This window comes from Micromonospora sp. AMSO12t (assembly GCF_008806585.1).
Classification (GTDB): Bacteria; Actinomycetota; Actinomycetes; order Mycobacteriales; family Micromonosporaceae; genus Micromonospora; species Micromonospora reichwaldensis.
On sequence record NZ_WAAS01000056.1, the window covers coordinates 20,184 to 32,951 of the forward strand.

17 protein-coding genes are annotated in these 12,768 nt (G+C 75.1%); 3 read left to right on the forward strand and 14 right to left on the reverse strand.

Annotation, left to right across the window (positions count from 1 at the left end; genetic code table 11):
• Nucleotides 1–20 precede the first annotated feature (20 nt).
• Nucleotides 21–1,478: a PLP-dependent aminotransferase family protein gene (locus F6X68_RS11585; RefSeq protein ID WP_151454274.1), complete on the reverse strand. Its 1,458-nt coding sequence runs from the start codon at nucleotides 1,476–1,478 to the stop codon at nucleotides 21–23.
• A 58-nt stretch (nucleotides 1,479–1,536) separates the two neighbouring features.
• Here F6X68_RS11585 and F6X68_RS11590 point away from each other — a divergent pair, with 58 nt between their 5' ends.
• Nucleotides 1,537–2,190 (forward strand): YitT family protein, encoded by a 654-nt coding sequence (locus tag F6X68_RS11590; RefSeq protein ID WP_132236350.1) that lies wholly within the window; start codon nucleotides 1,537–1,539, stop codon nucleotides 2,188–2,190.
• Nucleotides 2,191–2,245: 55 nt separating this feature from the next.
• Nucleotides 2,246–2,707, forward strand: a complete 462-nt coding sequence (locus F6X68_RS11595; RefSeq protein ID WP_151454275.1) for a hypothetical protein — start codon at nucleotides 2,246–2,248, stop codon at nucleotides 2,705–2,707.
• Nucleotides 2,708–2,806: 99 nt separating this feature from the next.
• Here F6X68_RS11595 and hisF read toward each other — a convergent pair whose 3' ends face one another.
• The 12 genes from hisF to hisD all read right to left on the reverse strand — a co-directional run bounded on the left by hisF (nucleotide 2,807) and on the right by hisD (nucleotide 11,161).
• Nucleotides 2,807–3,574, reverse strand: a complete 768-nt coding sequence (gene hisF, locus F6X68_RS11600; RefSeq protein WP_151454276.1) for an imidazole glycerol phosphate synthase subunit HisF — start codon at nucleotides 3,572–3,574, stop codon at nucleotides 2,807–2,809.
• Nucleotides 3,575–3,671: 97 nt separating this feature from the next.
• Nucleotides 3,672–4,673, reverse strand: coding sequence for an NADP-dependent oxidoreductase (locus tag F6X68_RS11605; RefSeq protein WP_151454277.1), 1,002 nt, complete (start codon nucleotides 4,671–4,673; stop codon nucleotides 3,672–3,674).
• The gene (locus tag F6X68_RS11610) at nucleotides 4,670–5,095 is read right to left on the reverse strand and encodes an organic hydroperoxide resistance protein (RefSeq protein WP_151454291.1); all 426 of its coding nucleotides are present in this window, start codon (nucleotides 5,093–5,095) and stop codon (nucleotides 4,670–4,672) included. Before F6X68_RS11610 ends, F6X68_RS11605 begins: the two co-directional genes overlap by 4 nt.
• A gap of 5 nt (nucleotides 5,096–5,100) precedes the next feature.
• A complete protein-coding gene (locus tag F6X68_RS11615) occupies nucleotides 5,101–5,544 on the reverse strand; it encodes a MarR family winged helix-turn-helix transcriptional regulator (RefSeq protein WP_151454278.1) in 444 nt (147 codons plus the stop codon).
• Nucleotides 5,545–5,637: 93 nt separating this feature from the next.
• Entirely contained in the window at nucleotides 5,638–6,027 is a 390-nt protein-coding gene (locus tag F6X68_RS11620; protein ID WP_151454279.1) for a RidA family protein, read from the reverse strand.
• Entirely contained in the window at nucleotides 6,024–6,749 is a 726-nt protein-coding gene (gene priA / locus F6X68_RS11625) for a bifunctional 1-(5-phosphoribosyl)-5-((5-phosphoribosylamino)methylideneamino)imidazole-4-carboxamide isomerase/phosphoribosylanthranilate isomerase PriA (RefSeq protein WP_151454280.1), read from the reverse strand. Before priA ends, F6X68_RS11620 begins: the two co-directional genes overlap by 4 nt.
• 17 nt (nucleotides 6,750–6,766) lie before the next feature.
• Nucleotides 6,767–7,090 (reverse strand): hypothetical protein, encoded by a 324-nt coding sequence (locus F6X68_RS11630; protein WP_151454281.1) that lies wholly within the window; start codon nucleotides 7,088–7,090, stop codon nucleotides 6,767–6,769.
• A 99-nt stretch (nucleotides 7,091–7,189) separates the two neighbouring features.
• Complete coding sequence (gene hisH / locus F6X68_RS11635; RefSeq protein ID WP_151454282.1) at nucleotides 7,190–7,822, reverse strand: imidazole glycerol phosphate synthase subunit HisH; 633 nt, start codon at nucleotides 7,820–7,822, stop codon at nucleotides 7,190–7,192.
• A complete protein-coding gene (locus tag F6X68_RS33465; RefSeq protein ID WP_192581373.1) occupies nucleotides 7,819–7,992 on the reverse strand; it encodes a hypothetical protein in 174 nt (57 codons plus the stop codon). The genes hisH and F6X68_RS33465 overlap by 4 nt, the downstream gene beginning before the upstream one ends.
• On the reverse strand, nucleotides 7,992–8,603 hold the full coding sequence (hisB, locus tag F6X68_RS11640) for an imidazoleglycerol-phosphate dehydratase HisB (protein WP_132236332.1): 612 nt from the start codon (nucleotides 8,601–8,603) through the stop codon (nucleotides 7,992–7,994). The genes F6X68_RS33465 and hisB overlap by 1 nt, the downstream gene beginning before the upstream one ends.
• A gap of 94 nt (nucleotides 8,604–8,697) precedes the next feature.
• Nucleotides 8,698–9,771, reverse strand: coding sequence for a histidinol-phosphate transaminase (locus tag F6X68_RS11645; protein ID WP_151454283.1), 1,074 nt, complete (start codon nucleotides 9,769–9,771; stop codon nucleotides 8,698–8,700).
• Nucleotides 9,772–9,838: 67 nt separating this feature from the next.
• Nucleotides 9,839–11,161, reverse strand: a complete 1,323-nt coding sequence (gene hisD / locus F6X68_RS11650; protein ID WP_151454284.1) for a histidinol dehydrogenase — start codon at nucleotides 11,159–11,161, stop codon at nucleotides 9,839–9,841.
• A 106-nt stretch (nucleotides 11,162–11,267) separates the two neighbouring features.
• Between hisD and F6X68_RS11655 the strand changes: the two genes are divergently transcribed.
• Nucleotides 11,268–11,972 carry an LON peptidase substrate-binding domain-containing protein gene (locus F6X68_RS11655; RefSeq protein ID WP_151454285.1) on the forward strand — a complete coding sequence of 235 codons (705 nt, stop codon included), beginning with the start codon at nucleotides 11,268–11,270 and terminating at the stop codon, nucleotides 11,970–11,972.
• On the opposite strand, the gene F6X68_RS11660 is transcribed toward F6X68_RS11655, so the two are convergent.
• Nucleotides 11,887–12,768 (reverse strand): DUF2567 domain-containing protein (locus tag F6X68_RS11660; protein ID WP_370518936.1); only part of this gene is annotated, 882 nt, incomplete at its 5' end. The two genes, F6X68_RS11655 and F6X68_RS11660, sit on opposite strands and share 86 nt — an antisense overlap.

A 12,768-nucleotide genomic window follows, 5' to 3' on the forward strand; every position in this document is an offset into this window, starting at 1 on the left:
CCGGCACGCCGGCCCGACCCTCAGGCGATGACCGCCGGTTCCCGCCACTGCGACCGGCCGCCCCGGTCCAGGTCGTAGCGGACGGCGGCGATGCGGCCGACCGCCTCGACCAGGTCGGCGGCCGGCAGGGTGAACGGCAGCCGCAGGAAGCGCTCCAGCGTGCCGTCCAGGCCGAACCGGGGACCGGGCGCCAGGCGTACGCCGACCTCCTCGGCGGCCCGGGCCAGCGCGCTGGAGATCGGCCCGTCGAGTTCGGCCCAGAGGGTCACCCCGCCGTGCGGGACGGTGACCCGCCACTCGGGCAGGCGCTGCGCGAGCGCGGCGAGCAGCGCGTCGCGCTGGACGGTGAGCTGGGCCTGCCGGGCGGCGACGATGCCCGGCGCGTCGGCGAGCAGGTGGACCGCGACCAGCTGGTCCAGGACCGGGCTGGCCATGTCGACGCCGACGCGGGCGGCGGCGAGCCGCTGCACCTGCGGGGCGGAGGCGCGGACCCAGCCGATCCGCAGGCCGCCCCAGAACGGCTTGCTCATGCCGCCGATGGTGATCACCCGGGAGTGCCGGTCGAAGCTGGCGGTGGGCGGGGGCAGCACCGTCCCGTCCAGCGGCAGGTCCACGAAGGACTCGTCGACGACCAGGTCGGTGCCGACGGCGTGCGCGGTGGCCACCACCCGCTCGCGCAGCGCGGCCGGCATCAGGTGACCGGTCGGGTTCTGGAAGTCCGGGATCAGGTACGCCAGCTTGGGCCGGGCCTGCCGGAGGGCGCCGAGCAGCAGGTCGGCGTCCCACCCGGGCTCCTCGACGGCCAGGCCGTGGGTGGTGATCCGGGCCCGGCGGGCGGCCAGCGCGGCCAGCGCGTTCGGATAGCTGGGCGCCTCGACCAGCACGTTGCCGCCGGGGGCGAGGGCCAGCCGGAGCACCAGGTCGAGGGCGTGCTGGGTGCCGTTGGTGACCATGATCTGGTCAGGTGAGGTGGGCAGGCCCCGGTCGGTGTACGCGCGGGCCACCGCCTCGCGCAGCTCGATGATCCCGGTCGGGTGGTAGCCGGCGCCGCCCAGGTAGCGGGGCAGGTCCTCGGCCGCCGCGCGGGCGGCCGGCAGCAGCTCGGGCGGCGCGGCGAGCGCGGCGACCCCGAGGTCGATCATGTCGCGGTCGTCCAGCGGGGTCCAGAGCCCGGTGCTCGCCACCCGGTGGGTGCCCGGGAGCATCGTCCAGCTGCCCGCACCCCGCCGGCTGGCGAGGTGCCCGCTCTCCCGCAGCTCCCGGTACGCCGCCGTGACCGTGGTCCGGCTGATCTTCAGCGCCTCGGCCAGCTCCCGCTCGGCGGGCAGCCGCACGCCCAGCGGTAGCCGGCCGTCGGCGAGCAGGCCGCGTACGGCACCGGCGAGGGCGGCGTAGTCGGGGCTGCGCCGGCGGCCGGGAAGCGCATGCCACTGACCGAGGAGCCGGGCCAATTGGACACCCCGAACCTGACTCGTCATGGCCACTCCTCCCGGATTGGCTCTTACGCTGCGCCAATTGGCCTTTAGCGTGGCATGGGTGACACCGATTGGCAATCTCCGACATCGTCCCGCGCGGCGGCTGAGCCAGCTCTACGCGGGCCTCGTCCTCTACGGCGTCAGCATGGCTCTTATGATCAACTCGGAGCTGGGCCTGGACCCGTGGAACGTGTTCCACCAGGGCCTGTCCGAGCTGACCGGCCTCTCCATCGGCACCGTCACCATCGCGGTGGGCGTGCTGGTGCTGCTGCTCTGGATACCGCTGCGCCAGCGCCCCGGCCTCGGCACGGTCAGCAACGCGCTGGTGGTCGGGCTGGTGGTCGACGCGACACTCGCGCTGATGCCGGCCGGCGGGTCGCTGGGCGTACGGGCCGGGATGCTGGTCGCCGGCATCGTGGCCAACGGGGCGGCCACGGGTCTCTACCTCGGCGCCCGCCTCGGACCCGGTCCCCGCGACGGCCTGATGACCGGCTACGTCGCCCGCCGGCCCGGCCGCTCGATCCGGCTCGTCCGCACCGTCATCGAGGTCACGGTGCTGGCGCTGGGCTGGCTGCTCGGCGGGACGGTGGGCGTCGGCACGATCGCCTACGCGCTGGGCATCGGCCCGCTGACCCAGGTCTTCCTGCCGCTGTTCACGGTCCCCGGGCCGCAGGACCCCGCCCCGGGCCCGGTGGCGCCGCTCCCCGCCACCTGACGCGACCCGGACGCCGGGTGTTCCCTTCGGACGCCACGCCCGGCAGAATCCTCGCATGGGGGAGAACGGATGGCGCTGGACCGATGCCTGGATCTTCGTCTCGGTGGTGATCGCCAGCGGGGCGGGACGGCACCGCCGCGCGGCGAGCAGCCGCCGCCCCGAGGGCGTACGCCTCGCCGACGTGATCTCCACCGCCGACCATCTCAACCAGGCGATCCCCGAGCGGCACGAGGTGGAGGCTGCGGTCCGTCGCCTCGTCGGGGCGGGGCTGGTCAGCGTCACCGACGGCTGGTTCCGGATCACCACCGACGGTGAGCGCCTCTGGCGCACCAGGCCGAACGCCGGGCTGGCCACCACGGTGGACACCGTGCAGGGCGTCCTGCTCCGGCGGCACGCCCCCGTCAGCGCCGACTGGCACCTGGACGAGGCCGACCACGCCGCCGCCGTCCAGGAGTACGTGGTGCGCTCGATCCCGGCACCCCGGCGCTCCCCCGAGAACCGGTCCCGCCGCGACTGAGCGGGCACCGACGGGCCGGGCAGGCCGGAGGGACCGGCCGGATCACGCCGGCCGGACGGACCGGCCGGATCACGCCGGCCGGACGGATCGCGCGGGCGGTCAGCGGACGGGGTGCCCGGCCCCGCGCAGCGCGTCCTTGACCTCGGCGACGGTCAGCTCGCCGAAGTGGAAGACGCTGGCGGCGAGCACCGCGTCGGCGCCGGCGCCGATCGCCGGTGCGAAGTGCGCCACCTCGCCCGCGCCGCCGCTGGCCACCACCGGCACGTCCACCACCCGGCGCACCGCGCCGATGAGTTCGAGGTCGAAGCCGGTCTTGGTGCCGTCGGCGTCCATCGAGTTCAGCAGGATCTCGCCCGCGCCCAGCTCGGCGCCGCGCCGGGCCCACTCGACCGCGTCCAGCCCGGTGCCGCGCCGACCGCCGTGGGTGGTCACCTCGAAACCGCTGGGCGTGCCGCTGCCGGGTGCCCGCCGCACGTCGAGCGAAAGCACCAGCACCTGCCGGCCGAAGCGGTCGGCGATCTCGGCGATCAGCTCGGGGCGGGCGATGGCGGCGGTGTTCACCCCGACCTTGTCCGCGCCGGCGCGCAGCAGGGTGTCGACGTCGGCGACCTGCCGGACGCCACCGCCGACGGTCAGCGGGATGAAGACCGACTCCGCCGTGCGGCGGACCACGTCGAGCATCGTGCCCCGGTCACTGGAGGAGGCGGTGACGTCGAGGAAGGTCAGCTCGTCCGCGCCGGCCCGGTCGTACGCCGCCGCCAGTTCCACCGGGTCGCCGGCGTCGCGCAGGTCGAGGAAGTTGACCCCCTTGACCACCCGACCGGCGTCCACGTCGAGACACGGGATGACCCGCACCGCCACCGTCATGCCGCGAGCCTATCCCTCCCGGCACCGGCGGTGACCGGCCGGTACGGCCGGTCACCGCGGTCGACGGGGGTCCCCCACGCCGGAGAAGCGGCCTCGCTCACACCCGGACGAGCATCTTGCCCAGGTTCTCGCCGCGCAGCAGGCCGAGGAACGCCTCCGGGGCGTTCTCGATGCCGTCGACGACCGTCTCGTCGTACGAGACCCTGCCGTCGCGCAGCCAGCCGGCCATCTCGCGCACGAACTCGTCGCGCAGGTGGCCGTGGTCTCCGACCAGGAAGCCGCGCAGGGTGAGCCGCTTGCCGATGACCAGCGCCAGGTTGCGCGGTGCGGCCGGGGGCTCGGTGTCGTTGTACTGCGCGATCATGCCGCAGATCGCGGCCCGGCCGTGCACCTTCATCGCGGAGATCGCCGCCTCCAGGTGGTCGCCGCCGACGTTGTCGAAGTAGACGTCGACGCCGTCCGGGGCGGCAGCCTTCAGCGAGTCGCGCACCGGCCCGTCGTGGTAGTCGAACGCGGCGTCGAAGCCCAGCGCGCGCAGCCGCTCGACCTTGGCCGCCGAGCCCGCGCTGCCGATTACGCGCGCCGCGCCCCGCAGCTTGGCGATCTGGCCGACCAGGCTGCCCACCGCGCCGGCGGCGGCGGAGACGAAGACGGTCTCCCCCGCCTTCATCCCGGCGACGTCCAGCAGCCCGGCGTACGCGGTCAGGCCGGTCATGCCGAGCACGCTCAGGTAGGCGCTGACCGGGGCGAGGTCGGGGTCGACCTTCCGGGCGGCCCGCGCGTCGAGCAGTGCGTACTCGCGCCAGCCGAGGCCGTGCAGCACGGTGTCGCCGGGCTGGAGGCCCTCGGCCTCGCTGGCCACCACCTCGCCGACCGCCCCACCGTCCAGCGGGGCGTCGAGCGCGAACGGCGGCACGTACGACCTGACGTCGTTCATCCGCCCCCGCATGTACGGGTCGACCGACATGTACCGGTTGCGGACCACGACCTGGCCCGGGCCAGGGGTGGGCACCTCGGTCTCGACGAGCCGGAAGTTGTCCACGGTCGGCCAGCCCTGCGGGCGGGCGGCCAGGTGGATCTCCCGGTTGCGGGTGCTCACAGCGCCTCGCGCACGGTGAGGGTGACCTCGACGTTGCCGCGGGTGGCGTTCGAGTACGGGCAGACCTGGTGGGCCTGCTCGACGACCTGCTCGGCGGCGGCCCGCTCGACAGCCGGGAGGTCGACCAGAAGGGTGACGGCCAACCCGAAGCCGCCGCTGCCGTTGGCGCCGATGCCGACCTCGGCCTCGACGACCGAGCCGGAGACGTCGACCTTCGCCTTGCGGGCGACCAGGCGCAGCGCCGAGTGGAAGCAGGCGGCGTAGCCGGCCGCGAAGAGCTGCTCGGGGTTGGCGGCGCCGCCGGCGCCACCCATCTCCTTCGGCACGGCCAGGTCGAGCTCGACGGTGCCGTCGGAGGTGCCGACGTGGCCGTCCCGACCGTCCCCGGTGGCCCGGGCGGACGCGGTGTAGAGCACCTGCATGGTGGTCACTGCTCCTTCTGTCGGTGGATCGTCTCGGTGACCCGGGTGAGGGTGTCGCGCAGGGCGACCAGCTCCGCCTCGGTGAGGCCCGTGGCGCGGGCGACCCGCAGCGGCACCTCGTCCATCCGGTGCCGCAGGGCGCGCCCGTCGCCGGTCAGGCCCACCTCCACCCGCCGCTCGTCGCGCGCCGACCGGGTCCGGACGACCAGCCCCGCCCCCTCCAGCCGCTTGAGCAGCGGGGAGAGCGTGCCGGAGTCCAGTCGCAGGGCGGCGCCGAGCTCGGAGACCGTGGGGGCGTCGTCGCGCTCCCAGAGCACCAGCAGCACCAGGTACTGCGGGTAGGTCAGGCCGAACTCGTCGAGGACGGGCCGGTAGACGTCGGTGAGGGCGCGCGACGCGGCGTAGAGCGCGAAGCACACCTGCCGGCGCAGTACCAGATGGTCGGTCACCGGGGAACCGTAGCGCGCGATTAGATTGCGCGCAACCGATCAGGTCGCGACGCGGCGCGTCGGGCGGCACCGTCTCGGCGCGCTTCCCGGGGCTCAGCGCTCGCCGAGGTACGCCTCCAACTCCACCTCGACCAGATGGTCCGGGTCGAGCAGGCCGGCCACCACCACCATGGTGGCCGCCGGACGGACCGCGCCGAAGACCACGTTGTGCGCCCGGCCCACCTCGTCGGCGTACGTCCGGTCGGTGACGTACATCCGGGTCCGCACCACGTCCCCGGGCTCCACGCCCACCTCGGCGAGCGCGTCCAGGCCGATCCGCAGGGCCTGCGCGGTCTGCGCCGCCGCGTCCCCGACGTGGGTGACCACGCCGTCCACCGTCGAGGTGCAGCCGGCCGTCCAGGCCAGGTCGCCGGCCCGGACGACCCGACAGTAGCCGTACACCGACTCCCAGGGGCCGCCCGAGCCGAGCCGCGTGACGGTCACGCCGCCGCCAGGGTTTCCAGCGCCTGCGCCACGGTGAAGGCGCCCGCGTACAGGGCCTTGCCGGCGATCACGCCCTCCACCCCGATCGGCTCCAGGGTGGCCAGCGCCCGCAGGTCGTCCAGGGTGGAGACGCCGCCCGAGGCGATCACCGGGGCGTCGGTGCGGGCGCAGACCTCGCGCAGCAGGTCCAGGTTCGGCCCGCGCATGGTGCCGTCCTTGGTGATGTCGGTGACGACGTACCGCGCCGCGCCCGCCTTGTCGAGCCGCTCCAGCACCTCGAAGAGGTCGCCGCCGTCGCGCGTCCAGCCCCGGGCGGAGAGGGTACGGCCCCGCACGTCGAGCCCGATCGCCACCCGGTCGCCGTACTCCCCGCACACCCGGTCGCACCAGACCGGATCCTCCAGGGCGGCGGTGCCGATGTTCACCCGGGCGGCGCCGGTGCCGAGCGCGGCGTGCAGCGACTCGTCGTCGCGGATGCCGCCGGACAGCTCCACCTTCACATCGAGCTGCCGCACCACCTCGGCCAGCAGGTGCGCGTTGGAGCCCCGGCCGAACGCGGCGTCGAGATCGACCAGGTGGATCCACTCGGCGCCGTCCCGCTGCCAGGCGAGCGCGGCCTCCAACGGGTCGCCGTACGTCGTCTCGCTGCCGGCGGCTCCCTGCACGAGTCGGACGGCCTGGCCGTCGGCGACGTCCACGGCGGGCAACAGGGTGAGGCTCACGGTATTTCTCCTCGAAGTCAGGTGCGACGGTCCAGGGCGATCACCACGATCGCCGGCAGTACGAGCAGCAACAGCACGACCAGCGCGATGCGCAGCGCCAGATCGTCGACGAGCGACCAGATCAGGACCATCGCCACCAGGGTCAGCAGCACGATGGCGGCCCGCTCGCCGCGACTGTGCCGGGGCAGCCGGCCCGTCCGCCCCCGGCGCAGCGACGGCGTCAACCGGCGGACCAGTGCCCGCCGCCGCGACCGCCGGGCGGTCCGCCGCTCACGGACGGCCCGCTCCCGGGCGACCTCGGCCTCCCGGGCCGCCCGGCGCCGGGCCCGCTCCTTGCTCACGGCGTGTCCCGCCGGGGGTGCGGTCGTCCGGGTAGCTGTCGACGCGCGACAGGGCGGCCGGCGGCGGGCCGGAGCGGGCCCGCCGCACCGGGCAGGCGCTCAGTCACCGGTGGGAAGCGTGGCGAGCCAGTTGCGCAGCAGCGCGGCACCGGTGTCGGCGGACTTCTCCGGGTGGAACTGCGCGGCGCAGAGCGGACCCCGCTCCACGGCCGCCACGAAGTCCGTCCCGTGGTGGGCGGTGGTGACCGTGGCGCCGGCCTCCGCCAGCGCGCCCGGGTCCCCGACCCCGTACGAGTGCACGAAGTAGAACCGGCTGTCGGCGGGCAGGCCGGCGAAGAGCACCGAACCCGCCGGCGCCGCGACCGTGTTCCAACCCATGTGCGGCAGCCGGGGGGCGGCCAGCCTGGTCACCCCGCCGGGCAGCAGCCCGAGCCCCTTGGTCACCACCCCGTGCTCGTCGCCGTGTTCGAAGAGCACCTGCATGCCCACGCAGATGCCCAGCACCGGACGGCCGGCGGCGACGCGCTCGGCGATCACCGGGCCGGCGCCGAGGGCCTCGATCCCGGCCATGCAGGCGGCGTACGCGCCCACACCGGGCACCACCAGGCCGTCCGCCTCGGCGGCGGCGGTCAGGTCGTCGGTCACCGTCACGTCCGCGCCGGCGTGGGCCAGGGCCCGCTCGGCCGAGCGCAGGTTGCCCGACCCGTGGTCGAGCACCACCACGCGGCTCACGCGCCCTCCCCCGGCAGCAGCCACAGCACGCCGCCGACCGTGGCCAGCGCGGCGAGCAGCGCCGTGAGGACCACCGCCTTACGCGGAGCGCCCTGCTTGTGCAGCGACAACGCCCCGCCGACCAGCACACCGGCCAGGATCAGCAGCAACGTCGGCAGCACCCCACCCATCAGAGCGCCCCCTTCGTGCTGGGGATCGCGCCCGCCGCGCGCGGGTCGACGGCCGTGGCCTCGCGCAGCGCGCGGGAGACCGCCTTGAACTGGGCCTCCACCACGTGGTGGGCGTCCGGGTGACCGCCGGGGCGGGCCGCCCGCAGCACGTCCACGTGCAGCGTGATCCGGGCCGCCTGGCCGAAGGACTCCCAGATGTGCCGGGTCATGCTGGTCGGGTAGACCGGCCCGATGTAGGGCGCCAGCACCGGCTCGTCGTGCACCACGTACGGGCGGCCGGAGAGGTCGACCGCGGCCCGGACGAGGACCTCGTCCATCGGAACGGTGGCCGAGCCGTACCGCCGGATGCCGGCCTTGTCCCCCAGCGCCTGGTCGAACGCGGCGCCCAGGGCGAGCGCGGTGTCCTCCATCGTGTGGTGGGCGTCGATCTCCAGGTCACCCACGGTGCGCACGGTCAGGTCGAAGCCGCCGTGCCGGGCGATCTGGTGCAGCATGTGGTCGTAGAAGCCGACGCCGGTGCCGATCTCGGCCCGGCCGGTGCCGTCGAGGTCGATCTCGACGAGGACCTTCGTCTCCTTGGTGATCCGCTCCACGCGGGCGGTCCGGCTCATTGCTTGCCTTTCGGTCGCGGCTGCGGGGCTCGCAAGCTCACTCCTCGCGCTCCCAGTTGCTTGCCTTTCGGTCGCGGCTGCGGGGCTCGCAAGCTCACTGGATCTTCTCCGCGGCGGCGAGGAAGGCGTCGGTCTCGGCGGGGGTGCCGGCGGTGACCCGCAGCCAGCCCGGCAGGCCGACGTCACGGACCAGCACGCCGGCGTCGAGCAGGGTGCGCCAGGCGGCGGCCTGGTCGCCCCCGACCTCGAACAGCACGAAGTTGGCGTCGCTGTCGGCCACCCGCACCCCCCGCTCGCGCAGCCGCGCCACGATCCGGTCCCGCTGCGCGCAGATCGCGGCCACCGTGTCGAGGAGTGCGTCGCGGTGCGCCAGCGCCGCCCGGGCCGCGGCCTGGGTGAGCGCCGAGAGGTGGTACGGCAGCCGGACCAGCTGCACCGCCGCCACCACCGCCGGGTCGGCCGCCAGGTAGCCCAGCCGGCCGCCGGCGAACCCGAACGCCTTGCTCATCGTCCGGGTCACCACCAGCCGCGGGTGCCCGGGCAGCACCGCCAGGGCGCTGACCGTGCCGGGGCGGGCGAACTCGGCGTACGCCTCGTCGACGACCACCATGCCGGGCGCGGCGTCCAGCACCGCGGCGACCACCGCCGGGTCGAGGGCGGTGCCGGTCGGGTTGTTCGGCGAGCAGAGGAAGACCACGTCCGGGGCGTGCTCGCGGACCTGGGCGACCGCCTCGTCGGCGCTCAGCCCGAAGTCGACGCCACGGCGGGCCGGCACCCACCGGGTGCCGGTGCCGAGGGCCAGCAGCGGGTGCATCGAGTACGCGGGGACGAAGCCGAGCGCGCTGCGCCCCGGGCCGCCGAACGCCTGGAGCAGCTGCTGCTGGATCTCGTTGGAGCCGTTGGCCGCCCACACCTGCTCGACGGTGAGCCCGTGGCCCAGGTAGCCGGCCAGGTCGGCGCGCAGCGCCACGGCGTCGCGGTCCGGGTAGCGGTTGAGGTCGCGCAGCTCCGCCGCGAGGGCCTTGCCGATCGCGTCCACCACCGGCTCGGGCACCGGGTAGGAGTTCTCGTTGGTGTTCAGCCGCACGGGCACATCGAGCTGCGGCGCCCCGTACGGCGACAACCCGCGCAGGTCGTCGCGGATCGGCAGGTCGTCGAGGGTGGTCATGCCGCCACCTCGCTTCGCTCGGCGACGGCATCGGGGCTGAGCCTGCTGGTTCGCACGCTGCGCTCGCTCACGCCAGCTCCCCCGGGAAGCGCACCTGGACGGCCCGGCCGTGCGCCGGCAGGTCCTCGACGCCGGCCAGGGTGACCACGTGCGGGGCCACCTCGCGCAGCGCCTGCTCGGAGTAGTCGATCAGGTGGATGCCGCGCAGGAAGGACTGCACCGACAGCCCCGAGGAGTGCCGGGCGCAGCCGCCGGTGGGCAGCACGTGGTTGGATCCGGCGCAGTAGTCGCCGAGCGACACCGGCGACCAGGCGCCGACGAAGATCGCCCCGGCGTTGCGCACCCGCAGCGCCCACTCGCGGGCGTCCCGGGTCTGGATCTCCAGATGCTCGGCCGCGTACGCGTCGACCACCCGCAGCCCGGCGTCGAGGTCGTCGACCAGGACGACGCCGCTCTGCTCGCCGGTGAGCGCGGTGGTGACCCGCTCGGCGTGCTTGGTGGCCGGCACCTGCCGGGCCAGCTCCCGCTCCACGGCATCCACCAGCTCGACCGAGGGGGTCACCAGCACGCTGGCCGCGAGGGGGTCGTGCTCGGCCTGGCTGACCAGGTCGGCGGCGACGTGCGCCGGGTCGGCGGTGTCGTCGGCCAGGATGGCGATCTCGGTCGGGCCGGCCTCGGCGTCGATGCCGACGACGCCGCGCAGCAGCCGCTTGGCGGCGGTGACCCAGATGTTGCCCGGCCCGGTGATCATGTCGACCGGGTCGCAGTGCGCGGCGCCCTCGGCGTCGACCGCCGCGCCGTACGCCAGCATCGCGACGGCCTGGGCGCCGCCGACGGCGTAGACCTCGTCGACACCCAGCAGGGCGCAGGCGGCGAGCACCCGGGCGTCGGGCAGGCCGCCGTTCTCCTTCTGCGGCGGGCTCGCCACCACCAGCGAGCGCACCCCGGCCGCCTGGGCCGGCACCACGTTCATCACCACGGTCGACGGGTACATCGCCAGGCCGCCGGGGACGTAGAGGCCGACCCGGTCGACCGGCACCCAGCGCTCGGTCACCGTGCCGCCCGGCACCACCTGGGTGGTGTGGTCGGTGCGGCGCTGGTCGGCGTGCACCTTGCGGGCCCGCGCGATCGACTCCAGCAGCGCGGCGCGCACCTCGGGAGCGAGGGTGCCCTCCGCCTCGGCGATCGCCTCGGCGGGCACCCGCAGCACCTCGGGCGAGATCCCGTCGAAGCGCTCACTGGCCTCCCGGATCGCCGGGTAACCATGCTCCCGGACCGCCTCCACGAGGGGGCGGATCCGCTCGACGGCCACGGAGACGTCGAGTTGGGCACGGGGCAGCAGGCGGCGCGGGTCACGGACGCCGCCGCGCAGGTCGATCCGGTTCAACACCCTTGCGAGTCTAGGCGGCCCGCCCGGACGGCGACCGGCGCCGCCCGTACGCCGGGACGGTGAGCCGGGCCACGCCGCCGCGCCGGGATCGGGCTACGCTCGACGCGTGACTGCGCGGCTGCCGGTGTTTCCGCTCGGAATGGTCCTCTTCCCCGGTCTGGTGCTGCCGCTGCACATATTCGAGGAGCGCTACCGCGCCCTGGTCCGGCACCTGGTCGCGCTGCCCGAGGACGCCCCGCGCGAGTTCGGCGTGGTGGCCATCCGGGCCGGCTGGGAGGTCGCCCCCACCGGGCCGGACGGCAAGCCGCTGCCCGGTGGCGGCGACGTCACCCTGCACGAGGTGGGCTGCACCGCTGAGCTGCGGCAGGTCACCGAGCGCCCCGACGGTGGCTTCGACATCGTCACGGTGGGCAAGCGCAGGTTCCGCGTCGCCGACGTCGACCGGGACACCGAGCCCTACCTGACCGCCGACGTGGAGTGGCTGCCCGAGCCGGGTGGGCCCGACGAGGTCGCCGACCTGCTCGCCGCCCGGGTGATCTCGGTCTTCCGGCAGTACCTGGGCCTGATCCGGGCCGATCCCGAGGAGCTGTCCGAGCAGTTGCCGGAAGATCCGACGGTGCTGTCGCACCTGGTCGCCGCGACGGCCGTGCTGACCGTGGCCGACCGGCAGCGGCTGCTCGCCATCGACGACACCGCCGCCCGGCTCCGCGCCGAGCTGCGCCTGCTCAACCGTGAGGCGGCGCTGCTGCGCCAGGTGCGGGCGGTTCCGGTGCCGTTGACGGAGCTGGCGTCCCCGCCGACCCCCAACTGAGCCCGGGCAGGCCGGGCTCGCGCTCCGGGCGCAACGACGGCCAGCGGGACCAGCCGGCCAGCAGGGTGTACGTCACGGCCGCGCCGAACGCCGGCAGCAGCAGGTTGCCGTGCGGCACCGGCAGCACGCCGAACACCCACTCGATCCCGCCGGCCCGCAGGTCGGCCGGCTTCTCGAAGGCCTGCCCGACGGGCGCGCTCTCCAGCAGCCGCTCGTAGCCGGCCAGCCCCGTGCGCCGACCCACCTGCCAGGCGACCAGCGCCGCGCCGAAGGCGCCGAGCACGATGGCGAACAGCCCGACCGGTCCCCGGAGCCGGCGCAGCAGGAACCACAGCACGAGGGCGGCGAGCACCCCGAAGCCCAGCCCCAGCAGGCTGAACCAGCCGTCGGCGGCGATCGGCTGCTCCGGCTGCGGCTCGGCGTAGATCGCCCCCTCGGCGACCTTGATCACCGGCGTGTCCGGCGCGAGGGCGGCCCAGAGCAGCCCGAGCGGCACCCCGAGCACGCTCGACGCGAGCACCGTCAGCAGGGCGAGCCGCACCGCCCGCCCGCGCGGCAGGTCCGGCTCCACGGGCACGGGCGAATAGCCGGCGGCGTACCCGAGGTCGGTGTTGCCGGGGACGTACCCCGGCGGCCCGTCGTGCGGCGGCGCGCCGGCCGGTGCCCGCCACGCGTCGCCGGTCGGGGCGTACGCCGGTGCGCCGGTCGTGGTGTGCCACGGGTCGCCGGTCGGGGCGTGCGGCGGTGTCGTCCCCGCGTCGTACGGCGGGGCGGGTTCCCGGGCGTCGTGCGGGTC

Bases quoted from the DNA above. Each gene is read 5' to 3' on its own strand.
- F6X68_RS11585 (WP_151454274.1), bottom strand. From the start codon at position 1,478: ATGACGAGTCAGGTTCGGGGTGTCCAATTGGCCCGGCTCCTCGGTCAG.
- F6X68_RS11595 (WP_151454275.1), top strand. From the start codon at position 2,246: ATGGGGGAGAACGGATGGCGCTGGACCGATGCCTGGATCTTCGTCTCG.
- hisF (WP_151454276.1), bottom strand. From the start codon at position 3,574: ATGACGGTGGCGGTGCGGGTCATCCCGTGTCTCGACGTGGACGCCGGT.
- F6X68_RS11610 (WP_151454291.1), bottom strand. From the start codon at position 5,095: ATGCAGGTGCTCTACACCGCGTCCGCCCGGGCCACCGGGGACGGTCGG.
- F6X68_RS33465 (WP_192581373.1), bottom strand. From the start codon at position 7,992: ATGGGTGGGGTGCTGCCGACGTTGCTGCTGATCCTGGCCGGTGTGCTG.
- hisB (WP_132236332.1), bottom strand. From the start codon at position 8,603: ATGAGCCGGACCGCCCGCGTGGAGCGGATCACCAAGGAGACGAAGGTC.
- F6X68_RS11645 (WP_151454283.1), bottom strand. From the start codon at position 9,771: ATGACCACCCTCGACGACCTGCCGATCCGCGACGACCTGCGCGGGTTG.